Raw genomic sequence first — 22461 nt, forward strand, 5'->3', positions numbered from 1 at the left:
GCTAAAACTTAATCGCGGAAATTTTTAAACTGAAACGGTTGCCCCAGCTCGCTGGTACGTACCAATTGCATAACAGCCTGTAAATCATCGCGCTTTTTACCGGTTACCCGCAGCTCTTCACCCTGTATCGCCACCTGCACTTTAATACCGCTATCCTTAACCAGTTTAACGATTTTTTTCGCCATCTCTTTATCGATACCCTGCTTTATACTGACATGACGGGTGATAAATTTACCGTGACGTTCTTCTTTTTCAATCTTGAAACTACTGACATCCAGCTGAAGCTTACTGGCTTTAGTCGCAAAAATATCAAACAGTTGCATCACTTGCTGGTCGGCTTCAGCAGTTAGCTCAATCTGCTCTTTGTTCAGCTCAATTTTGGCGTTAACGCCACGAAAATCAAAGCGGGTCTCAAGTTCCCGTTTAGCGTTATCTACGGCGTTCTTCGCCTGGTTTATATCAACTTCTGAAACAATATCGAAAGACGGCATTCTTTATCTCCTGACTATAAGAGCCTCTGTTTGCTGGTGATTATAACCAGAAAACTGTTACAATCCGAGCGCCATATATTACGGGGGTTTTTGTGTCGCAGACTGTCTACCGCGTTTTTTGCCTCTCCTTCTTTGTGCTGGCGACGGCAAGCTTTCTGGCTGAGCTAAACGGCCACCGTGTTATCGCCGGCTTTGCTCATGTGGACAAGCTGGTGCATTTTAGTATTTTTGCCTTACTGGCCGCATTATTGTGGAAAGGCTTTAAACTGGCACCGCTCACAGCCTTTATTGTGCTTGGCAGTTACGGCGGTGCTATTGAGCTGGTACAACACTACTTTACCCGCCGCCAGGGCGACTGGCTTGATTTTGCAGCTGATATTACCGGCGTCATCAGCTTTTATCTGGTGCGTAGCCTGTGGCACAAAATCCGGCCCCGCAGCCAGCGTTAAGCTGGAGCATTGTTGGTCAGGGAGCTATAGGCTTACTGGCTGCGTGCCGCATGCAGCAAGCGGGCTTTGACGTCAGCCTATGGCTGCGTACCCCCCGGTTGCTGACCATTAAATTTGCTCATCGTCAGTTACAGTTTCAGCCTGCTTCGGCGCCCATTTCTGCGGTGCTTATACCGGTAAAAAGCTATGCGGTAACAGAAGCCGTGCAAACCCTGTTACCGGCCATGGCTTCAGATGCACAACTGGTGCTAAGTCATAACGGCATGGGCACTATCGAGCAGGTAAAACCAATGCTAGCCCCCGGGCATGGCTTATGGTTTTTGACCACGACCCACGGGGCGTTAAAACAACCAGATACTGTGCAGCATACAGGCACTGGCAGCAGCACACTGGCAGCACTTAATAACGCCGCGAAAGTAAAGCAGCAACAAGTGCTACAGGCGATGGACATAGCGCTTGGCCCTGTGACGCTTACCGATAATATTCAACCGGCGCTGTGGCAGAAACTGGCCATCAATGCCGTGATAAACCCACTGACAGCACTGTACAATTGCCGCAATGGCGAACTTGCCGCACAGAAATACCACCAACACATCGAAGCACTGGTCACCGAAGTGTGCAAGGTTGCAGCAGCCTGCGGTTATCCAATGTCTGCACACAGCACCTTGCAAACCGTACTACGGGTTATCAGCAGTACTGCGCAGAACTTCTCATCAATGCAGCAGGATTTAGCGCACGGCCGACGTACCGAAATAGACGCAATAACAGGATATGTAGTACAACAGGCGGCGCACCATAATATCAGCGTGCCGCATAATCAGGCGCTGCTGGAGCAGATTTTACTGCGCCAGCAACAGAGATATTAAGTAAGACTAAGGCCGGTAAACCGATACGTTTTTAAAGCCCTGCTCTTGCAGTACCACCGCTTGCAGCCGGCTCATGACACCGCGCTCACAGTAGCAGTAATAGTGCTTGCTCTGATCCAGATTAGCAAACTGCGACGCCAGACGGAAAAACGGCAGCTCAACCACGTCATGCCCTTCGACAGTCAGCGGCTTGACGTCTGTTTCCTCCGGGCTACGGATATCCAGCACTACCGCATCGGCAGGTAACTGCGCCAGCACAGTGACCACATCAGCCTGTTGCTCAGCCTGGTAATCTATGGTGCGGATATCCAGCACCTTGGCGTCCTGCACTGCCTGGTCCAGCACAGCAAAATCGAAGTTCTGCTCATTGGCGATAACCTCGGCCAGCACAGCATTGACCGTAGGTTTACGCGAGATAACACCACAATACTCCGGCATACTCTTGGCAATATCTTCAGCGCCAATCTTGGCTGCCAGCGCGATGATCTCCTGCTTATCCTGGTAAATCAGCGGGCGCAGGATTAATGTTTCCGTTACCCGGTCAATCACGTTTAAATTGGCAATGGTCTGACTGGAAACCTGGCCAATACTTTCACCGGTGACGATAGCTTTAATACCCAGCTTCTCTGCTACAGTGCTGGCGGCGCGCATCATCATGCGCTTAAGAACAACGCCCATCAGCCCGTTATCGATAGTCTCTAAAATCTGATCAACCACAGGCGCAAAATTGACGCTGACAAATTTAACCTTGTGCGACAGGCTGTATTTTTGCCAAATCAGGTGTGCCATCTCACGTACACCGGCTTCATGCGCAGCGCCACCGAGATTAAAAAACAAATAATGCGTGCGCAGGCCTTTGCGGATCATCAGGTAGCTGGCGACGGCTGAATCGTAACCACCTGAAATCAATGACAGCACATCAGACTGCGATGGCAAAGGAAAGCCGCCCATGCCCTGATGCTGTTTGCGCACCATAATCAGCTGATCTTTTCGTACCTCAAGCGCAACAACGATATCTGGTTTAGTCAGTTTTACCTGCGCAGACGCCACCAGCTGGTTTAAACCGCCACCGATATAACGTTCTGCTTCAATTGACGAGAAATCATGCTTGCCAGCACGGCGCACCCGCACGCAAAAGGTTTTGTTCTGTATTTGCCCGGCATATACAGCGGCAACCTGCTCATAGATATCGTGCAAAGAGCTGAAGGTGCTCGACTGCATCTCAGAAAAATGCACGATGCCGGGAATACAGCTTAAGCGGTCAATCAACTGTTGCTGGATAGCTACATCTTCACTGGGGCAGCGGATCGTCAGGTGATCGTAATTATTGTTAACTTCGATATTGCTGTCGGTACGCAGCAAAATGGTCTTGATGTTGCGCTCAAGCAACAACGTCTGGCGTTTACGCACCGATTTGCTTTTAATGGCAATTTCCGGGTGCAGTTTGATAATAAATTCAATCATCGGACAGCAGCAAATATCAGCAGGGAAAAAAGTGGCGCAGATTATAGCGGATCTCTTAACAAAGACCTAATCTGCGCCCGTGCTTTATTGGCTGTTACCTGAGGCAGGTTCCAGGCTTATCGGGTCAGACTCTTTTGCCTTACCCTGCATAATCGAAATTTCTACCCGACGGTTGCGACGCCGGTTTAAATCAGTGTCGTTCGGCACCAGTGGCTTGGTATCGGCATGCCCCACCACCACTAAACGCGTACGATCAAAGCCATCGGCTTTAATCATTTCTGTTGCAACTGACACCGCGCGCTTGGCAGATAAATCCCAGTTATTACTGTGCAGCTCATCCGATACCTGAATATCGTCGGTATGGCCTGTAACCGTAATTTCGCCCGGCACTTCGTTTAACAAGCTACCAATCCTTTGAATAATTGGTTTAAAACGTGGCTGCAAAAACGATGAACCAGATGGAAAAGAGCCATTTTCGCGGATGCGGATAATAATTTGCTGGCCCAGTGACTCCAGCTCTATCGCGCCATCAACAATTTGTTTTTCCAATTGTTCAGCCAGCTTTTTCACCATTTCATTGGTTTGTTCCTGCTGCGCTTCTGCCTGTGCCTCAGCCGCTGCCGATTCGCCATCCATGATTTCTTCAGCATTGCTGACCGACTGGCCACCGCTTAAATCTTCCCGTTGCTCTTGTCGGCCACCGGCAGAATCTTCCTCACCAGCCTGAAATTCAATTACCTGCTGGGTAATTTCAATCGTCTGCTGTTGCAGTGTTTCTATCGGCGTCGGATCAGGTCGGCCGGGCCGGAATTCCATCGCGATAATACTGGTGCCTTTTGGAATGTCTTCTACTTCGATTTTATTCTGCACCCCAAAGGCAAACTTCATTGAACCGGCAATCTGCTTAAACTTCAGCACATCCATTTCAGAAAACGCCAATAGCAGTACGAAAAAGCACATCAGCAGCGCCATTAAATCAGCGAAGGTGCCCATATACGCCGGCAAACCGGGTGGTGGGCATTTACACTCTTCTGCTTCATCACTCATGACTTACTCCGCAGCCGCTGGTTCACGTTTACTTTGCGCCAGATAATTACGCAGGATCCCTTCAATCACTTTAGGGTTTTGTCCGTCCTGAATACCCAAAATAGCATCAAGAATTAGCTGGTTATTGGTTTTTTCCTGCGCGTTACGAATGGCCAGCTTGTCTGCCAGCGGTATCGCAATAATGTTGGCAATAAAAGCGCCGTATAAAGTCGTCAGCAAAGCAACCGCCATCGCCGGGCCGATTGCTTTAGGGTCATCCATGTTTGATAGCATTGCAACAAGACCAATCAGCGTACCTATCATACCCATTGCCGGCGCGACATCACCCAGGCTTTTAAAGATGGCAATAGCGGTTTCATGTCGCTTTTCTGTCAGGCTGATGTCCTTTAATAAGGTCGCTCGCACGACATCAGCGTCATGGCCATCCACCAACATGTTGACACCTTTTTGCATAAAGGCATTGGGTATCTCAGCTTCTTCCAGTGCCAGAAAGCCGCCTTTACGCGCTGAGTCTGCCAGTTGTACTGCTTTTTCAATCAGCTCTTCCGGCGCCTCAATTTTAAACATAAAGGCTTTTGCTGCAGCTTTACCCGAGGCAAAAAACTGACTGAGGGTAAATTTGGAGATAACAACAAAAATAGAACCAGCAAATACAATCAGTACAGATACAGTATCCATGAACATGCCGGGAGCGCCGTTACTGCCCAGGATCATTGCCATTACCACGAAGCCAATTGCGCCCAACATACCAACCAGGGTAGCTATATCCACTCTTATCTCCTTAGATCACGCACTGCTACATCGACCGTCTGTACAAGTTTATCTTAGACGATAGCTGTTTATCGACAACAGCAAGCAATGATTGAGTATAAATTACGTGAAATTATCTATTTAGCTTTTCACTTGTGCTTTCTGATTGACCATAATAGCCTGCTAAGGTACCTTTGCGCACACTTTTTCCGGGGGCAGTATGAGCAAGAAAAAAGCCGATTTGAGCCAATTCGAACAAACCTTGTCCGAGTTGGAACAGATAGTACAACAACTGGAACAGGGAGACCTTTCTCTGGATCAATCTTTAGCCCGGTTTGAACGTGGTATTACCCTTGCCCGGCAAAGTCAGCAATTACTGCAAGGTGCAGAACAAAAAGTGCAACTGCTGATGCAACAACAGCAACAGGAAAGCCTGCTGCCCTTTGAACCCGAGCAAGGAGATTAGGTGTGCTGCCTGCTAATTTGCCGCTGTATCAGCAACGGGTAGAACAACACCTGCAACAAGTCTTATCCCAACAGCCGGTAACCGACAGCCGTCTGATGCAAGCAATGTCTTACAGCTTGCTGCTAGGCGGAAAACGGGTACGGCCTTTTCTGGTATACAGCTGCGGCACTATGCTTGGTGCCAGCCTGCATGATTTGGATGGTCCGGCAGCTGCGATAGAGGCGCTGCACAGCTACTCATTAATTCATGATGATCTGCCGGCAATGGATAATGATGATTTACGCCGAGGCAAACCCACCTGCCATAAGGCGTTTGACGAGGCCACCGCCATTCTCTCTGGTGATGCCTTGCAAACACTGGCATTTGAGGTACTTAGCAGTCACCCTTACCAACGGGTGAAAGCAGACACCATACTGCAGATGATTCAGCGGCTAACGTCTGCGTCTGGCTATGCCGGTATGTGTGGTGGTCAGGCAATTGATTTGGCACAAACCAACCAAAGCACAACGCTTGAGCAACTGGAGCGGATGCACCGTTTAAAAACCGGCGCCTTGATAGAATGCGCTGTGCAACTGGCCTGGCTGTGCAGCCCGTCTGCCGATACCAGAGAATGCGACAATCTGCTGAGGTTCGCCCGCGCTTTAGGGCTGGCATTTCAGGTGCAGGATGATATTCTCGACATAGAAAGCGATACGGTGACCCTGGGTAAGCCTCAAGGCTCAGATACCAAAGCCAACAAATCGACCTATCCGGCACTACTGGGTTTAGAAAATGCCAAAACCAAAGCGCAGCAGCTTTATCAGGAAGCGCTGAACGCTTTGGCCGACTTACCGTATAACACTGATGAATTACGTGCCTTTGCGCAGTACATTATCGAACGCAGGTTTTAACACAGGCAAGGAATATGGCGTTAGATATTAACGATTACCCGTTATTAGCCAAGGCTAATTTACCCGAGCAGCTCAGAGCGCTGCCGCAAGAAAAACTGCCCGCACTCAGTGACGAGTTGCGCAGTTATTTGTTACGCAGCGTCAGTCAGAGCAGTGGCCATTTCGCCTCAGGCTTAGGCACCGTTGAGCTGACAGTGGCCCTGCATTATGTTTACAATACGCCGTTTGACCGGGTGATATGGGATGTTGGCCACCAGGCCTACCCGCATAAAATTCTGACCGGCCGCGCAGAGCGCATGCACAGCATCCGGCAAAAAGATGGCCTGCATCCGTTCCCATTTCGCGAAGAAAGCGAATACGACGTACTGTCTGTCGGTCATTCCAGTACGTCAATCAGTGCAGCGCTGGGTATGGCAATTGCCGCGCAGCAGGCCCGCAGCAACCGCAAGGTCGTGGCAGTGATTGGTGATGGCGCTATTACTGCTGGTATGGCATTTGAAGCACTGAATCACGCGGGTGAAGTGCGCCCGGATATGCTGGTTATTCTGAACGATAACGAAATGTCGATATCTGAGAACGTCGGCGCATTAAACCGCTATTTTGCCCGTATTCTGTCGGGTAATTTTTATACCAGCCTGCGCGAAGGCGGTAAGAAAATATTAAGCGGCGTACCGCCACTGCATGAGCTGGCCAGCCGTGCAGAAGAGCATTTCAAAGGCATGGTAACGCCGGGCACCTTCTTTGAGGAGCTGGGCTTTAACTATATAGGCCCGATCGATGGCCATGATGTGCAGGGACTGGTGAACACCATCCGCAATATGCGCAATATGAAGGGCCCACAGCTGCTGCATATCGTCACCAAAAAAGGCAAAGGCTATGCCCCCGCAGAGGCAGATCCAATTGGCTACCATGCGGTGTCGAAATTTAATCCGGACGACAAAAAGCAACCTGCCAAAAAAGCCGGTTTGCCAACGTTCTCGAATATTTTCGGCAGCTGGATTTGCGACATGGCCGAGCAGGATGAGCGCTTACAGGCAATTACACCGGCGATGCGCGAAGGCTCTGATCTGGTACGGTTTTCAAAAGCGTTTCCCAAGCGCTACTTTGATGTGGCTATTGCAGAGCAGCATGCTGTCACATTAGCGGCCGGTATGGCCATTGAAGGCTTAAAACCGGTAGTGGCTATTTACTCCAGCTTCCTGCAACGTGGATATGATCAGTTAATTCATGATGTTGCTTTGCAAAATCTGGATGTGTTATTTGCCATCGACCGCGCTGGCGTTGTTGGCGCAGACGGCCCGACGCATCAGGGCGCTTTTGATATCAGTTTTATGCGCTGTATTCCTAATATGGTCATTATGGTGCCGTCTGACGAAAATGAGTGTCGTCAGATGCTTTACACCGGTTATCAGTATCAGGGACCAGCAGCAGTGCGATATCCGCGCGGCAGCGGCACCGGTATAGCAGCAGAGCAGGCGATGCAGCTGCTGGCACTGGGTAAAGGCAAGGTTACACGTCAGGGTAAGCGTATCGCAATACTGGCATTTGGTCCTTTGCTCAGCGCCTGCCAGTATGCCGCAGAGCAGCTCAACACGACGCTGGTTGACATGCGGTTTGTCAAACCGCTGGACGATGCTCTGTTGACCGAGCTTGCTGACTCGCATGATTATTTTGTTACGGTCGAGGACAATGCTGTGATGGCAGGCGCCGGTTCTGCCGTGAACGAGTTTATCAGCCGGGCGAAGCTGAATGTGCGCAGTGTTAACCTGGGATTACCGGACCAGTTTATAAAACACGGCAGCCAGCAGGAGATCTATACAGAGCTCGGCCTGGATAGTGACGGTATCTACAACAGCATCAGTGCGCTGAAATAACACTGCGTTTTTGATAAAAAAGCCTGTTTTCTGCAGGCTTTTTTATCACTCACAGCTGGGTATTTTTCAGCTCAAAGCGGGCAAGTCCTGCGGCCAGTAAACGCTCTACCTGGGCTTCAACATGAGATGAATCTTCAAACTCAAAGGCATCGACCTGCTGATCGAAGTGAATAGTTGCGACACCATTTTTACCGGCATGCTTCACATGGTACAACGCCATTTCAGCCAGTTGCAGCGAAATTTCCCAGCTGATCAGTTGCCCGCCCAGTAAGTCGAGCGGGAAGATAGCATAACCGACAGAGCAGGTTAAACGGGTGCGGTGGCCATCCGGTAAACTGAATACCGTTTTGCCAATTAGCTCGTTTAACCTGTAGCTGAACTGTTCAACCAAATCAGTCTGGATATCACGTAGTACCAGCACAAACTCTTCACCGGCAAAGCGCACAACATAGTCTGAACCACGCGTTTCACGAATTAAAATGCCGGCAACCTGCTGAATACAGCTATCGCCTGCAGTATTACCATATTGGTCGTTAACCTGTTTAAAGTTATCCAGATCCAGGTGAATTAACGCCACGCATTTACCCTGTGACTGCATTGATTCACGGTTACGCTGAAAGTGCTCAATATCTTTGGGTAGTTGCTCGAACATAAAACGACGGTTGCGCAGCCCGGTCAGACTGTCTTTATGCGTCAGCAATGTCAGCTGTTCGTTCAGTTCATTGAGCTTCAGGTTACTGTTTTCCAATTCCTGCGTACGCTGTCTGACCAAACGCTCGAGCTGTAGTTGCTGATTAACAGTATTGCGCCGCAGCAACCACAGTAAGCCGTACAGGCAAAACAACGCTAAAAGCGCCCACAGCCCACGATATATAAAGGTTTCATCAAAACGTTTAGGTACTACTATGTCCAGCTCTGCAGACTGCTCGTCAAGCCAGGGGCCATTATCAAAACGTGTTTGTACCTGAAATACAAAACGCCCGGGCGTAAGGTTGGTATATACCGCTTCGCGCCGATCGCCAACGTCATGCCAGTGCTGGTCAAACCCCTGCAACCGGTAACGAAATTGGAGCGCAGTAGGTTTAATAAACTCCAGTGCCGAATATTGTACGCTCAGATTGCGGTCGTCCAGGTCAAGCACTAACCGCGATTGCAGACCATCAACATGATAATTACGCAGCCCCTGCACACTCTTGATAACAGGTCGCAAACTGCTGCGCTGTTGCTGATCAAGTTGCACCGGCACTGCAACCAGTCCTTTTAATGTCGGATACCAGTATTGATCTTGCCAACGCACTACTTTAGCTTGCCCTGCACCGTTACAGCAACGCCCGGGCACTGTGCCAAGCTGCCTGTCATAAGGGCCGAGAATTTCATCAGCCTGTACAGCGCCCTGCCCTAAAGCCGCGAGTTGGGCTTTATCCAGCCTGAAGATACCTTTGTTGCTACTGATCCATAATTTGTCGCTGTTTGCATCAAATGCCAGGCTCACTACCGGACTGTGCGGCAATCCATTACCGGCGTGCCATTGCAGCCACTGTGTCTGTTGTGGTAATTCAACAAAAATACCATCGTCCAGTGTCGCGGCGATAACAGTGTTGTCCGGCAGTATCTGCAGGGCAGTGATGTAGCTGTTATACAAAGCACTGCCTACCCCAAGCCGTGTCAGCCGACCTGACTCATACTGGTATAGCCCTCTGGTTGTACCAAAGATAAGGGTCTGTCGTTGTTGCTGCAAAACCGTAATATGACGTGACTCAAGTTCGCTGTTCAGTGAAAATGGTGTCAGTGTTTGGTTCTGGTAATGAAACAATCCCATCACGCCACCTATCCACACGCCGTCAGCATCATCAGGCTGCAACACTCTGACCGTATAGCCATTTAACGATGCGAACTGCGATTGCAGTTCAGGCTGTCCGCGCTGATAACGCAACACCCCCTGATCTGTTGCCAGCCACAGCTGCTGATTGTCTGGCCAGTAAACATCATGCACCGTGCTGGCGCCGAGCTGTGCTGTGCTAAGCAAAGAGCGATAACTGCCATCAACACCGAGCTCGCCAACATCAGATTGTCCGGCAATTAACAGCGTGTTGTCCGGCGTAACCCCCAGACTTCGTACGACCGGATCTGCCGTTGCCGGAACAATGCGACGAATATTGCCAACGGATGCCCGATAGATGCCATCACTGAAACTGGCCAACCAGATATTGTGGTCTTTGTCTTCGAAAATATCGCTGAACCAGGGGTAACTGCCGAGCTCATCGCCGGTAATATGCTGCCATTTCTGGCCATTATGGCGGTGAAACAATTTTCGATGTGCAGAAATCCAGCTATTGCCCCGGCTATCTTTCAGCAGTTTATACACCGCGGTACTGTTGTTATCCGGCAAGTCACACTTTTTGACATCACCGGATTTATCCAGATGATAAAAGCCTGCTTCACCGGCAATATGCAAACCATTGTCAGTCCAGTAAAGGTCGTAAATCGGCGTTTGCATTAACTCAGCTGGCAACGGAAAGCTTTCAGTATTACCCTCGATATCAATACGAAATAACTTATCTGTGCTGGTAACCCATACCTGGTTATTGACCAGCTCCAGTTGGCCAACCTGAGAGCGGATCTGCTCCACCCGACTGACTTTACCATCGCGAACACGGAACAGAGAGTCTGCAGCTACCCAGATTTCGCCCGGGCTGACTTCAACGATAGCAGTAACTTCTGACAGGATCTGATAACGCTCAAAAGTCAGGCTTACCGGGTCAAAACCCGATAAACCGGCTTTAGTCCCCACCCACATATAACCTCTGCTATCGCTGAATAAGCGGGTAATGGCATTGCTGGCTAAATGGCGGTGAGTTTCTTTATTGAAATGTTCGAACTGCATACCATCAAAACGGTTTAACCCGTATTGGGTTGCCAGCCAGATATAGCCTTGCGCATCCTGGCTGACCGAGCGCACCGAATTGTTTGATAGTCCTTCAGCACTGCCCCAGTGCTTAATATCAAAATCGTATACTGACTGCTGGTTATATGCCTGACAGGCAAAGCTACACAACAATAAAAGCAACGATAAGGTGTTTTTCATTGTGTGCTCTCTTCTTATTATTTGTTTTAACCCAGGGCCAGAAAAGGTAACAGCAATTGCAGTGTCAGGCAGGCCGCAACGCCTGCGGCAATATCATCCAGCATAATACCCAGCCCGCCGTGTACATGTCTGTCCAGCACACTGATTGGCCAGGGTTTTACAATATCAAACAGGCGGAACAATACAAAGCCCAGCAGTATCGTTTGCCAGTGCAGCGGAGCCCACAACATAGTAATGGCATAACCGACGACTTCGTCCCAGACAATAGCCCTGTGATCATGCTCACCAATATCGTGTGCCGTTTTGCCGCAAACATAAATACCCAGTAACGAACCCGACACTGCAAACAGCAACAGATAGTTGTTGCCCAGCAGTAGTAACAGGATAACCAAGGGTACCGCCGCCAGAGTACCAAAAGTACCGGGCGCTTTCGCTGCCAAGCCGCTCCCGAACCCCAGCGCCAGAAATTGGTGCCATTTTTTCAGGTTGAACTGTGCTTTAGTCATAAAAAAATGTCATACAAAATGCACAAAGCCTGTCGGCTGATAACTGAATGGCTGCTCGCCGTGTTTTAGCTCCAGCTTGCCGGCAACGCCGGTAATGCGGCCGATGCAGCTGACTGGCGTACCATAAGGCGACAGTAAGACGTCTAACGAGCCACGTTTAGCTTCTGGTACGGTAAACAACAACTCGTAATCTTCGCCGCCAGACAGGGCCAGTTGCATTGCAGTTGTCTGGTCGCAGCTGTCTTTAACTGCCTGGGACAGAGGTAGACGCGACACATCAATGCTGGCGCCAACGTCAGAACGTTTCATTATATGCTGGATATCGCTGTACAAACCATCGGATAAATCCATAGCGCTGCTGGCGATATTACGCAGTGCCTGCCCTAAGGCAACACGGGCGGAAGGGTAATGAAAGCGCTGTAAAATATGCGTTTGATGTTTCTTACTCACTTCGTGTAAGCCCTGGCACAATTTTAAGCCAAGAGCCGCGTCACCCAACGTACCGGTAACATAAACATAATCGCCGACTTTGGCGCCACTGCGGGTCAGCGCTTTACCACGGGGTACTATGCCTTTTGCGATCATCGTCAGGCTCATCGGGCCCCGGGTAGTGTCACCACCTACCAGCTGACAGTTGTAATATTCCGCCGTTTCATGCAAACCGGCAGAGAATGCAGCAAGCCAGTCTTCATCTACTGCAGGCAAAGTTAGCGCCAGTGACAGCCAGGCCGGTTCAGCGCCCATAGCTGCCAGATCACTGACGTTGACGGTAACCAGCTTATGGCCCAGAGCACGGGGATCATCATCAGGGAAAAAGTGTGTACCAGCCACCATAGTGTCGGTCGTGACCACCAGATCATAACCATCACGTATCTGCAGTACTGCACCATCATCACCAACGCCTATAGCGGCATCCTGGCGACGGGCACCACTGTTACTGAAGTAGCGGGAAATGAGTTCGAATTCACCCATAAAATTAAGAAGCCGACAAGTGTCGGCTCTCCTTTAACTAGGACGCAATACGCGTACGGCTTTATCCAGAATGCCGTTGACAAACTTATGGCTGTCATCTGCGGCAAAAGCTTTTGCCAGCTCGATGGCTTCGTTGATAATGACTTTATACGGCACATCCAGACGGTATTTCAGCTCATAGGCCGACACACGTAAAATAGCCTTCTCAACAAAATCAATTTCATCAAAAGGTCGGTCTAAGTACGGTTTTACCGCCTCATCCAACACCGCATGGTTTTTAACCACCCCACGTAACAAATCCTGAAAGTAGCCAACGTCAATGTGCTTAACATTGGTTTCCAGCAATAATTGCTGCTCTATCTCTGCAATCGGGTTCTGGCTGACATGCCAGCTGTATATTCCCTGCACTGCAAGTGACCGTGACTGACGACGGGCATTTGGTTTCATGTAAATGTCTCTTCCTGTTACAGCTTGGTCAGCAGGTTGACCATTTCAAGCGTAGACATGGCAGCCTCGCTACCTTTATTGCCGGCTTTGGTGCCTGCACGTTCAATGGCCTGCTCGATGCTGTCTACAGTAAGAACACCAAAAGCAACAGGGATGTCATGCTGCATCATCACTTGCGCTATACCTTTAGTGCACTCACCGGAAACGTACTCAAAATGAGGTGTGCCACCACGGATCACCGCACCTAATGCAATGATACCGTCATACTTCTTACTGGCAGCCACACGTTGTACAGCCAGCGGCAGCTCAAAAGCGCCAGGCACTCGGATCACGGTAATATCCTGTTCAGCTACATTGCCAATACGCTGCAACGTGTCTGTTGCACCATCTAATAAGCTTTCAACAATAAAGCTATTAAACCGTGCTACGACGATCGCAAACTTCTTACCGTTAGCAGAAAATCCCGCTTCAATTACCTGCATAAGCTGCCCTTAAAATCTGACCACTGAAAATTAGCCGTGCATAATAGCACAACACAAAGCAAACCGGCATAGTGTTTATGCTTCTGCTACAGGGTTAATTTTTTCTGTTTGGCGGTTATTCGCTGACGTAATCAACCACTTCCAGACCAAATCCAGACAACGCATGATATTTTTTAGGCTGGCTTAGTAAGCGCATTTTCTTCACACCTAAACTGGCGAGGATTTGCGAGCCAACACCAACAGTACGGGATGTCCCAGCCCATGGGGTTGAGCGTGGTTTCTCGCCTTTATCCTCGGCTTCAAAGCCCTGTACCGTGCGGATTAGTTGCTCAGTACTTTCATGCTTACCCAATAGCACTAATACGCCTCCATCTCTGGCGATACGCTCCATGGCAGTGTGCAGCGCAAAGCTGCGGTTGGCCGCCCGGTTGGCCATCAGTAAATCACTGAACGTATCATGTAAATGTACCCGTACTAATGTCGGTTGCTCAGGATCGATCTCACCTTTTACCAGCGCAAAATGGATTTGGTTATCAATAGTATCTTTAAATGTAACCAACTGAAAATCACCGACTTCTGTTGGCAACTGGCAACTAGCAACCTGTTCAATTGTCGTTTCATTCAGGTTACGGTACTCAATCAGATCGGCAATAGTGCCTATTTTAACGCCATGCTTTTTAGCAAATATTTCAAGGTCTGGTCGGCGAGCCATAGTGCCATCTTCATTCAGTATTTCAACAATGACCGCAGCAGGCTCAAGCCCCGCCAGGCGGGCCAAATCGCAACCGGCTTCGGTATGACCGGCACGTACCAGTACGCCACCATCCTGCGCCATCAGCGGAAAGATATGGCCAGGCTGCACTATATCTGACGGGCGGGCATCACGGGCAACCGCCGCCTTCACTGTACGGGCACGGTCTGCAGCTGAAATACCGGTGGTCACGCCCTCGGCTGCTTCAATTGACAGTGTAAAGTTGGTAGAAAACGGCGACTTGTTCGCATCAACCATTAGAGGTAAAGCAAGTTGCTGGCAACGCTTACGGCTTAGTGTTAAACAAATTAAGCCACGTGCATGTGTTGCCATAAAGTTGATGGCTTCAGGTGTAACGTACTCGGCCGCCATCAATATATCACCTTCGTTTTCACGATCTTCATCGTCCATCAGTATGACCATCTTGCCCTGACGGATATCTTCAATAATTTCAGCGGGAGTATTCAGTTGCATAACAAACCTTATTTATAAAAAGCCGCGCTGAGACAACAGCGCCATACTGACACCACCAGTTGCGCCGGCACTGTCTTTGCTAAGTAAACGTTCGAGATAACGAGCAATCAAATCAACTTCCAGATGCACTTTGCTACCCGCTTTTAATGCTGCGATAGTGGTATGCGCAGCGGTATGAGGCACTATCGTCAGCCGGAATGCGTCGTGATTAAGTTCATTTACTGTCAGGCTGATGCCATCGACAGTTACCGACCCTTTGGCAGCAACATAGCGTGCTAAATTTGCCGGCAGCGACAACCAGATATTGCTGGCTCTGCCGCTTTGTTCTATTTTAATAACCTGACTTACGCCATCAACATGGCCACTGACAATGTGACCGCCCATCCGGGTGGTGGGCAACATGGCTTTTTCCAGATTAATCCGCTGGCCGGTCTGATAATGGCCAAACAAAGTGTGTGCCAGGGTTTCTGACGATATATCGGCATTAAAACTGCGCGGTCCTAAATGCGTAACCGTCAGGCAAACACCATTGCAGGCTATACTATCGCCCAGTTTCACATCCGAAAAATCCAGCTCTGCACTATCGATAGTGACACTGATATCGTTACCACGCTTTACCACAGCAGCCAGTTTGCCTGTGGCTTCAATAATGCCTGTAAACATAGTGTCTCTCGTCGTTTGCGTTCATTTAACTTAATCGCGCACTGAGGCGGATATCTGCGCCTACCATGCGCACATCGGTCCAGCTTAACTGTGGTACCTGATTAAGCACAGAAAACTCCGGTAGAACAGCCAATGGCTGAGCGCTGCTGCCTAACAGTTTAGGCGCCAGATAAACAATCAGTTCATCAACCAGCTTAAGTTGTAACAGAGTGCCAGCTAAAGTGGCGCCGGCTTCTACCCATAAAGTATTAATGCTCTCTCGCACCGCCAAATGCTCCAATAATGCAGTCAAATCAAACTGCGCATTGCTGGTCAGCGGACAGTGAATTTGCCTGGCTATATTGGGTAATTCACGCTTATTTTCAATGTTGCTGACGCACAGCAATACTTCACCACCCTCGGCAAAGAGCGCAAGTTTATGATCCAGTAAACCATTACGGTCCAGTATCACACGCTTAGGTTGGCGTAGCTGGCCATTTTCCAGCGTTGGGACGCTCTGCAGCAGCTGCTCTGTTCTGATATTCAGCCTGGCGTTATCTGCCATAACGGTTGTAGCCGTTGATAATACGGCACAACTTTGCGCTCTGAAGCGTTGCACATCGGCACGCGCCGCATCTGAGGTCAGCCATTTGCTATCCCCATTGGCCAGCGCCGTTCGCCCATCAAGGCTGGCAGCCAGTTTAAGCTGGACATAAGGCCGCTTGCGCTCCATCCGGCTAAGAAACCCGGCGTTGATTGCTCTGGCTTGCTGTTCAAGTAGCCCCAATTCAACACGGATACCGGCACTTCGCAACATGGTAATGCCGCGCCCGGCTACCTGAGGATTCGGATCCTGCATCGCCACCACCACCCGCGACACGCCCGCAGCAATCAATGCGTCTGCACAAGGTGGTGTGCGGCCATGATGGCTGCAGGGTTCCAGTGTCACATAACAGGTCGCGCCTCGAGCATCACTGCCAGCTTCGCGCAGCGCAAACACCTCAGCATGCGGCCCACCGGCCTGCTTATGGTAACCACGCCCGATAACCTGCCCATCCTTGACCAACAGTGCGCCGACGTTCGGGTTAGGGCTGGTGGTGTAACGCCCCAGTTCGGCCAGGCGAAGCGCCTCTGCCATGTGGGCGGTATCACTGGCACTGAACATCAGGCTTTCTCTCCCAAACGGGCAATTTCCTCGCCAAACTCACGGATATCTTTAAAAGAGCGGTAAACGGATGCAAACCTTACATACGCAACTTTATCTACTTTTACCAGTTCATCCATAATTAAGTTGCCAAGCAGTTGGCTGCCAACCTCACGCTCACCTGTCGCCCGCAGCTGAGATTTAATTTTATTAATTAGTAACTCTATCTGCTCGGCGGACACCGGACGCTTCTCCAGCGAACGTAGTAAGCCGCTGCGTAATTTATCTTCGTTAAAAGGCTCGCGTGAACCATCGCGTTTGATAATTCGCGGCATAACCAGCTCTGCCGCCTCAAAAGTAGTAAAACGTTCATGACACGCCAGACATTCACGCCTACGGCGCACCTGGTGTCCATCGGCTACCAGCCGCGAATCAATGACTTTAGTATCATCAGCATTACAAAACGGGCAATACATAAAAGATCTCACTAAGCCGTTAAATAGCCAGATAAAGAAATGGCCGCAATAGCGGCCATCATAGCACTTAATCAGCCTTTACGCATAAACCGGCAAACGTTTGCACAGCTCAGTTACCTGAGCGCGCACTTTGTCGATCACTGCTGCATCGCCACGGCTGTCCAGTACGTCACAAATTAGGTTTGCTACCGCAGCCGCCTCAGCTTCTTTAAAGCCGCGACGGGTTATAGCAGGGGTACCAATGCGTAAGCCTGATGTCACAAAAGGTGAACGCGGATCGTTAGGAACCGAGTTCTTATTCACCGTGATATGCGCCTGACCTAACCAGGCATCAGCTTCTTTACCAGTAATATCTTTGTCAATCAGATCCATCAGGAACAAATGGTTCTGCGTACCGCCAGAGACTATTTTATAGCCACGGGCGATCATCGCATCACACATCGCTACAGCGTTTTTCAATACCTGTTGCTGATAAACTTTGAACTCAGGCTGCAATGCTTCTTTAAATGCTACAGCTTTAGCTGCAATAACATGCATCAGCGGGCCGCCCTGGCCACCCGGGAAAACAGCGGAGTTAAGCTTTTTCTCAATCTCTTCGTTTTTACGCGCCAGGATTAAACCACCACGTGGGCCTGCCAGGGTTTTGTGCGTGGTCGTGGTTACAACATCGGCAACCGGCACCGGGTTCGGGTATAAACCCGCCGCGACTAAACCGGCAACGTGTGCCATATCTACCATCAGATAAGCGCCAACCTTGTCTGCGATATCGCGAAAACGTTGCCAGTCAACAATGCCTGAGTAGGCAGAGAAACCGGCAATAATCAGCTTAGGTTTATGCTCAAGCGCCAACGCTTCAGCCTGGTCATAATCAATCACACCGGTTTCAGGGTGCAAACCATACTGCACAGCTTTATACAATTTACCGGAAGAGCTAACATGGGCACCATGCGTTAAATGGCCACCGTGCGCCAGGCTCATGCCCAGAATAGTGTCGCCAGCATTTAACAGCGCCAGAAATACCGCTGCATTGGCCTGAGAGCCGGCATGCGGCTGCACGTTAGCGTAGTCGGCACCAAACAGCTCTTTAGCACGGGCAATCGCCAGATCTTCGGCAATGTCAACGTACTCACAGCCACCATAATAACGTTTATGCGGGTAACCTTCGGCGTACTTATTGGTCAGCTGAGAACCTTGCGCTTGCAATACTCTTGGGCTGGCATAGTTTTCAGATGCGATAAGCTCGATATGCGCTTCCTGACGCTCAGTTTCATCTGTTATGGCTTGCCATAATTCGGGATCAAAATCGGCAATATTCATATCACGCTTTAACATGCTATCTCCTGGCGCGGCTTTCACGCTTAGTCTTAATTAAGATATCGGTAAATCAAAACTGGCTGGTAAAAATTGGCCGCTATTCTACCCGTAAATCCGCCGTTATGCACTTAGTTTTTGGCCATCCAGACACCCAAAATAATTTATCGCTCGCTCAGCCGCTGAATAACAGTATGCCGTGCTTTACATTCTCGCTTAGGCTGCCTAATATACTGTATATATAAACAGCCAACACTTTGCCATGCGTAAAATAATACATATCGACATGGATTGCTTTTTTGCAGCGGTAGAAATGCGTGATAACCCTACTCTGCGTCACATCCCACTGGCTATCGGTGGGTCAAGGCAAAGCCGTGGCGTCATATCAACCTGTAACTATCCGGCTCGGGCGTTTGGCGTACGCTCTGCCATGCCAACAGGGCAGGCACTGAAGCTGTGCCCACACCTGACCTTATTAAATGGCAACATGGAAAAGTATAAGACGGCCAGCAGACAGATCCGCAGTATTTTCCAGCGTTACACCGAACATATTGAGCCGTTATCGCTGGATGAAGCTTACCTGGATGTCAGTGATTGCTCATTGCATCACGGCAGTGCCACCAGAATAGCGGAAGATATCCGCAGAAGTATTTATACTGAGACAGGTTTGACAGCCTCAGCTGGCGTAGCGCCAAATAAATTTCTGGCGAAAATTGCCAGCGATGAAAATAAGCCAGACGGGCTTTTTGTGATAACCCCGGATCAGGTTGACGGCTTTGTTAAAACCTTGCCTTTAAAGCGGCTACCCGGTGTGGGTAGTAAAACGGCTGAGCGGTTAAGTCAGTTAGGTTTACATTACTGCGCCGACATCGCCAATGCGCCGTTACCACTTTTGGTTAAACACTTTGGCAGCCTGGCAGATAGCTTACTTAAACGCAGCCAAGGCATTGATGAAAGGCCAGTGTTTAAAAATGAACAACGCAAATCGCTGGGTGTGGAACGCACACTGGAACAAGACTTACTGCACTATACCGAATGTGTTGAAGCCATCAGCCAGCTTTTACCGCAATTACAACGCAGGCTTGAACACTACAGCACAACGGCCGCCGGACGGGCCGCTCCAATACACAAAGTTGGTGTTAAATTAAAGTTCAGTGATTTTCGGCAAACTACCGTTGAAAAACAGGGCCAACCACTACAACTGGATAAACTACTTCCACTACTGGATGAAGCCTGGCAACGCAGACAGCAACAAGGGGTAAGATTAATCGGTTTGCATATCGGGTTTAAGACAGAGCATTTGCAACAATTAACATTGCCGTTTTAAAAACCATAAAAGTGTGTCTGTCAGATAACAGAAAACCGGCTAAAGCCGGTTTTATGCAAGCCTGGCCGGAATTATCCGATAACAGTTACGTTTTCAGCTTGTGGGCCTTTTTGGCCTTCAGTTACTTCGAAAGTAACTTTCTGACCTTCAACTAAAGTTTTACGGCCGGTACCGTTGATCGCGCGGAAGTGAACGAAAACATCCTTACCACCTTCACGCTCCAGGAAACCGTAACCTTTTTCTTCGTTGAACCACTTAACTGAACCGGAAATTAACTGTGACATAACACTCTCTTACATTAACTAATTTTGCCAGCTCGCTGGCGACTTAAATATTACCGGCCAAAGCAGTTGACGAGTATATATTTTCGCCCTCATTATCAGTTAAGCCATATAAGGGGTCAATAACCTTGCCAGCCGCACAGAAAATATTTTCTTTCTGACCGCATCAGTAACCTGTACTACGTTACTGATTACCCTGTTGCTACTGTTTGCAGTAACAACTTTGTCAGTGTAGCGCATTAATGGCGAAAAAATAATCAACTTGAAATTTATTTTTGCTTGCGTTTTACCGGCAGTGAACCGTCATCCCCGCCCTGGAAAAACGCAGGTTTGGCCGAAGGTTTCTTTGTTGTTTTCTTTGACGCTTTCAAGCTGTCAGTTTTCTTCTTAGTTGCAGCCACCTTGGCCGGCATCTTACTGGTTTTAGCTTTACCATCAAATTTCGCCTGTAACCCCTCTACCACACTGTACTCTGTGGCTTGACGCAGAAAAGCTTCAATTCTTGTCAGCGCTGCGATGTCTTTGGGGCCGACAAGTGAAATAGCCTCACCTTTCATACCGGCACGGCCTGTACGACCAATACGGTGCACGTACTCTTCGGCATGTTTTGGCAGGTCAAAGTTGATAACGTGAGAGACCTGCAATAAGTCCAAGCCCCGTGACGCCAGATCAGTTGTCACCAACACCTGATACTTACATGAGGCAAAAGCCTGCATCACGCTGTTACGGCTGCTTTGTGACAACTTACCGCTTAAACCCACAGCTGTTTTTCCCTGCTGCACGCAAAGCTCTGCTAAACGCTCGGCATCTTCACGTGTTGCGGTGAAGATAATCAGCTGCTTCATCGCATCCTGTTTTAAGAAATGCTGTAGTAAGGCCTCTTTATGTGTCAGGTGATCTGCCAGATAAAAACGCTGGCTGATGTCCTGATGCTGTTGGTGAGCCGTTCCAACCGCGACCCGGTAAGGATTTTTCAATAAAGCCAGCGCCAGCTCATCAACGTCAGCATGCTCGAGGGTTGCCGAAAATAATAAGGTTTGCCGCAGTCTGTGATCGGCAGCTTTATTAATGGTGGTTAGCTGGGGCAAAAAGCCTAAATCCAGCATGCGGTCAGCTTCATCAAGGATCAGCATTTCCAGGCCATTAATAAACACTGATTTGTGCTCAAGGTGATCAACAAAACGGCCTGGAGTCGCGACGATAATCGCAGGCTCACGTTTGAGCAGTTTTTCCTGGTCATTAAAGTTTTCACCACCGACAATCAGCGCTGACGTTAAGGGAGTATTTGCCACAAAAAGCCGTAACTGCGCATAAACCTGCCTGGCTAATTCACGTGTAGGAGCAAGAATTAGTGCTCTGGCATCACGTTTTGACAATGGGCGACTTTTTAATAAGCGCTGCATCATAGGCAACAGGTACGCCAGGGTTTTACCTGAACCGGTTTGCGAGGAAACAATTAAATCCCGTCCAACCATAACCGCCGGGATAGCTTCCTGCTGGATCTCTGTAGGTTTGACAAAACCCAGATGCTGTACCGAGCGCATCAACCTGGGATCAAGCGACAAATCATTAAATGGCAAAATGAACCTCTTCAACCTTAAATTACCGCTATATGATAACCGAAGCTGACAAATTGAGTTAGTTTGATTTATTTACCTTCAGCGTTTGCGTTACTATAGATAACTATCGTATATCCCCCAACCGCTATTGTATGAGCAGAGTTAGTTATGAGTAATGCGCTGAAAGAGCAACTGTTAAAGGCCGGGTTAGCCGATGCAAAAAAACTCAAAGCCGTTAAAAAAGAAAAACATAAACAAAAAGTGCAGGCTAGTAAAAACCAGCCTGTTGTGAATGAAGCCAGTATGTTGGCAGAGCAAAAACGCCAGCAGCAGGTTGAACGTGACAAGCAACTTAATCAGCAGAAACAGGCTGCTCTGCAGCAAAAAGCCATTGCTGCTCAGGTAAAACAATTAATTGGGAATAACACAATTAAAGCTAACGGTGAAGTTGGTTATAACTTCACGGACGGTAAACTGGTTAAACGGCTGTATGTGAGCAGTCGGCAACATGATGAATTAAGCCGCGGTTTACTGGCCATAGCCAAACAAGACGAGCAGTACTATCTGGTACCTACGGCAGTTGCAGAGAAAATTACTCAACGTCAGGCAGAAAGCATCGTCGTGCTCAATGCGAAACAACAGCAGGAAGATGAAGATGATCCCTATGCTGACTTTAAAATTCCTGATGATCTGATGTGGTAGCCGCT

General features: G+C 49.1%; 23 protein-coding genes. 7 read left to right on the top strand and 16 right to left on the bottom strand.

Features of this window, described 5'->3' with window-relative positions; all coding sequences use genetic code 11:
• Positions 1-8: 8 nt before the first annotated feature.
• Positions 9-491, bottom strand: coding sequence for a YajQ family cyclic di-GMP-binding protein (locus tag LHL18_RS09770; RefSeq protein WP_134056134.1), 483 nt, complete (start codon positions 489-491; stop codon positions 9-11).
• A 92-nt stretch (positions 492-583) separates the two neighbouring features.
• On the opposite strand from LHL18_RS09770, the gene LHL18_RS09775 reads away from it, so the two are divergent.
• Both LHL18_RS09775 and LHL18_RS09780 read left to right on the top strand, forming a co-directional pair.
• Positions 584-940 carry a VanZ family protein gene (locus LHL18_RS09775; RefSeq protein WP_134056137.1) on the top strand — a complete coding sequence of 119 codons (357 nt, stop codon included), beginning with the start codon at positions 584-586 and terminating at the stop codon, positions 938-940.
• Positions 907-1806 (top strand): ketopantoate reductase family protein, encoded by a 900-nt coding sequence (locus LHL18_RS09780; RefSeq protein WP_226766955.1) that lies wholly within the window; start codon positions 907-909, stop codon positions 1804-1806. Before LHL18_RS09775 ends, LHL18_RS09780 begins: the two co-directional genes overlap by 34 nt.
• A 6-nt stretch (positions 1807-1812) precedes the next feature.
• On the opposite strand, the gene thiI is transcribed toward LHL18_RS09780, so the two are convergent.
• The 3 genes from thiI to pomA all read right to left on the bottom strand — a co-directional run bounded on the left by thiI (position 1813) and on the right by pomA (position 5088).
• A complete protein-coding gene (gene thiI, locus LHL18_RS09785; protein ID WP_134056143.1) occupies positions 1813-3270 on the bottom strand; it encodes a tRNA uracil 4-sulfurtransferase ThiI in 1458 nt (485 codons plus the stop codon).
• 84 nt (positions 3271-3354) lie between these two features.
• On the bottom strand, positions 3355-4317 hold the full coding sequence (locus LHL18_RS09790) for a flagellar motor protein MotB (RefSeq protein WP_134056145.1): 963 nt from the start codon (positions 4315-4317) through the stop codon (positions 3355-3357).
• A 3-nt stretch (positions 4318-4320) separates the two neighbouring features.
• A complete protein-coding gene (gene pomA, locus LHL18_RS09795) occupies positions 4321-5088 on the bottom strand; it encodes a flagellar motor protein PomA (protein WP_134056147.1) in 768 nt (255 codons plus the stop codon).
• Positions 5089-5287: 199 nt separating this feature from the next.
• Here pomA and xseB point away from each other — a divergent pair, with 199 nt between their 5' ends.
• The 3 genes from xseB to dxs are packed head-to-tail and all read left to right on the top strand — an operon-like array spanning position 5288 to position 8297.
• A complete protein-coding gene (xseB, locus tag LHL18_RS09800; protein WP_134056150.1) occupies positions 5288-5533 on the top strand; it encodes an exodeoxyribonuclease VII small subunit in 246 nt (81 codons plus the stop codon).
• Positions 5534-5535: 2 nt separating this feature from the next.
• Positions 5536-6423 carry a (2E,6E)-farnesyl diphosphate synthase gene (ispA, locus tag LHL18_RS09805; protein ID WP_226766957.1) on the top strand — a complete coding sequence of 296 codons (888 nt, stop codon included), beginning with the start codon at positions 5536-5538 and terminating at the stop codon, positions 6421-6423.
• 14 nt (positions 6424-6437) lie between these two features.
• On the top strand, positions 6438-8297 hold the full coding sequence (gene dxs / locus LHL18_RS09810) for a 1-deoxy-D-xylulose-5-phosphate synthase (protein ID WP_226766959.1): 1860 nt from the start codon (positions 6438-6440) through the stop codon (positions 8295-8297).
• Between the two features lie 49 nt (positions 8298-8346).
• Here dxs and LHL18_RS09815 read toward each other — a convergent pair whose 3' ends face one another.
• From LHL18_RS09815 to glyA, 10 genes are all read right to left on the bottom strand, one after another.
• On the bottom strand, positions 8347-11382 hold the full coding sequence (locus tag LHL18_RS09815) for a ligand-binding sensor domain-containing protein (protein ID WP_226766961.1): 3036 nt from the start codon (positions 11380-11382) through the stop codon (positions 8347-8349).
• A 26-nt stretch (positions 11383-11408) separates the two neighbouring features.
• Positions 11409-11888 carry a phosphatidylglycerophosphatase A family protein gene (locus LHL18_RS09820; protein ID WP_134056159.1) on the bottom strand — a complete coding sequence of 160 codons (480 nt, stop codon included), beginning with the start codon at positions 11886-11888 and terminating at the stop codon, positions 11409-11411.
• Between the two features lie 9 nt (positions 11889-11897).
• Complete coding sequence (gene thiL, locus LHL18_RS09825) at positions 11898-12860, bottom strand: thiamine-phosphate kinase (RefSeq protein ID WP_134056161.1); 963 nt, start codon at positions 12858-12860, stop codon at positions 11898-11900.
• A gap of 33 nt (positions 12861-12893) precedes the next feature.
• Positions 12894-13307: a transcription antitermination factor NusB gene (nusB, locus tag LHL18_RS09830; protein WP_226766962.1), complete on the bottom strand. Its 414-nt coding sequence runs from the start codon at positions 13305-13307 to the stop codon at positions 12894-12896.
• A 17-nt stretch (positions 13308-13324) separates the two neighbouring features.
• Positions 13325-13789: a 6,7-dimethyl-8-ribityllumazine synthase gene (gene ribH, locus LHL18_RS09835; RefSeq protein WP_226766964.1), complete on the bottom strand. Its 465-nt coding sequence runs from the start codon at positions 13787-13789 to the stop codon at positions 13325-13327.
• Positions 13790-13904: 115 nt separating this feature from the next.
• Complete coding sequence (ribBA, locus tag LHL18_RS09840; protein ID WP_226766965.1) at positions 13905-15014, bottom strand: bifunctional 3,4-dihydroxy-2-butanone-4-phosphate synthase/GTP cyclohydrolase II; 1110 nt, start codon at positions 15012-15014, stop codon at positions 13905-13907.
• Between the two features lie 12 nt (positions 15015-15026).
• Complete coding sequence (locus LHL18_RS09845) at positions 15027-15677, bottom strand: riboflavin synthase (RefSeq protein WP_226766967.1); 651 nt, start codon at positions 15675-15677, stop codon at positions 15027-15029.
• A gap of 25 nt (positions 15678-15702) precedes the next feature.
• Positions 15703-16821, bottom strand: coding sequence for a bifunctional diaminohydroxyphosphoribosylaminopyrimidine deaminase/5-amino-6-(5-phosphoribosylamino)uracil reductase RibD (gene ribD, locus LHL18_RS09850; protein ID WP_226766969.1), 1119 nt, complete (start codon positions 16819-16821; stop codon positions 15703-15705).
• Complete coding sequence (gene nrdR, locus LHL18_RS09855; RefSeq protein ID WP_134056175.1) at positions 16821-17276, bottom strand: transcriptional regulator NrdR; 456 nt, start codon at positions 17274-17276, stop codon at positions 16821-16823. Before nrdR ends, ribD begins: the two co-directional genes overlap by 1 nt.
• Positions 17277-17354: 78 nt before the next feature.
• Positions 17355-18608, bottom strand: coding sequence for a serine hydroxymethyltransferase (glyA, locus tag LHL18_RS09860; protein WP_134056177.1), 1254 nt, complete (start codon positions 18606-18608; stop codon positions 17355-17357).
• 241 nt (positions 18609-18849) lie between these two features.
• On the opposite strand from glyA, the gene dinB reads away from it, so the two are divergent.
• Positions 18850-19914: a DNA polymerase IV gene (dinB, locus tag LHL18_RS09865; RefSeq protein ID WP_226766970.1), complete on the top strand. Its 1065-nt coding sequence runs from the start codon at positions 18850-18852 to the stop codon at positions 19912-19914.
• Positions 19915-19985: 71 nt separating this feature from the next.
• On the opposite strand, the gene LHL18_RS09870 is transcribed toward dinB, so the two are convergent.
• Both LHL18_RS09870 and LHL18_RS09875 read right to left on the bottom strand, forming a co-directional pair.
• Positions 19986-20198 (bottom strand): cold-shock protein, encoded by a 213-nt coding sequence (locus LHL18_RS09870; protein WP_027669659.1) that lies wholly within the window; start codon positions 20196-20198, stop codon positions 19986-19988.
• 266 nt (positions 20199-20464) lie between these two features.
• Positions 20465-21775 carry a DEAD/DEAH box helicase gene (locus tag LHL18_RS09875; protein WP_226766971.1) on the bottom strand — a complete coding sequence of 437 codons (1311 nt, stop codon included), beginning with the start codon at positions 21773-21775 and terminating at the stop codon, positions 20465-20467.
• Between the two features lie 147 nt (positions 21776-21922).
• On the opposite strand from LHL18_RS09875, the gene LHL18_RS09880 reads away from it, so the two are divergent.
• Positions 21923-22456, top strand: a complete 534-nt coding sequence (locus LHL18_RS09880; RefSeq protein WP_226766972.1) for a DUF2058 domain-containing protein — start codon at positions 21923-21925, stop codon at positions 22454-22456.
• Positions 22457-22461 lie beyond the last annotated feature (5 nt).

The sequence above is a fragment of the Rheinheimera aquimaris genome (assembly GCF_020531985.1).
Taxonomy (GTDB): Bacteria; Pseudomonadota; Gammaproteobacteria; order Enterobacterales; family Alteromonadaceae; genus Alishewanella; species Alishewanella aquimaris.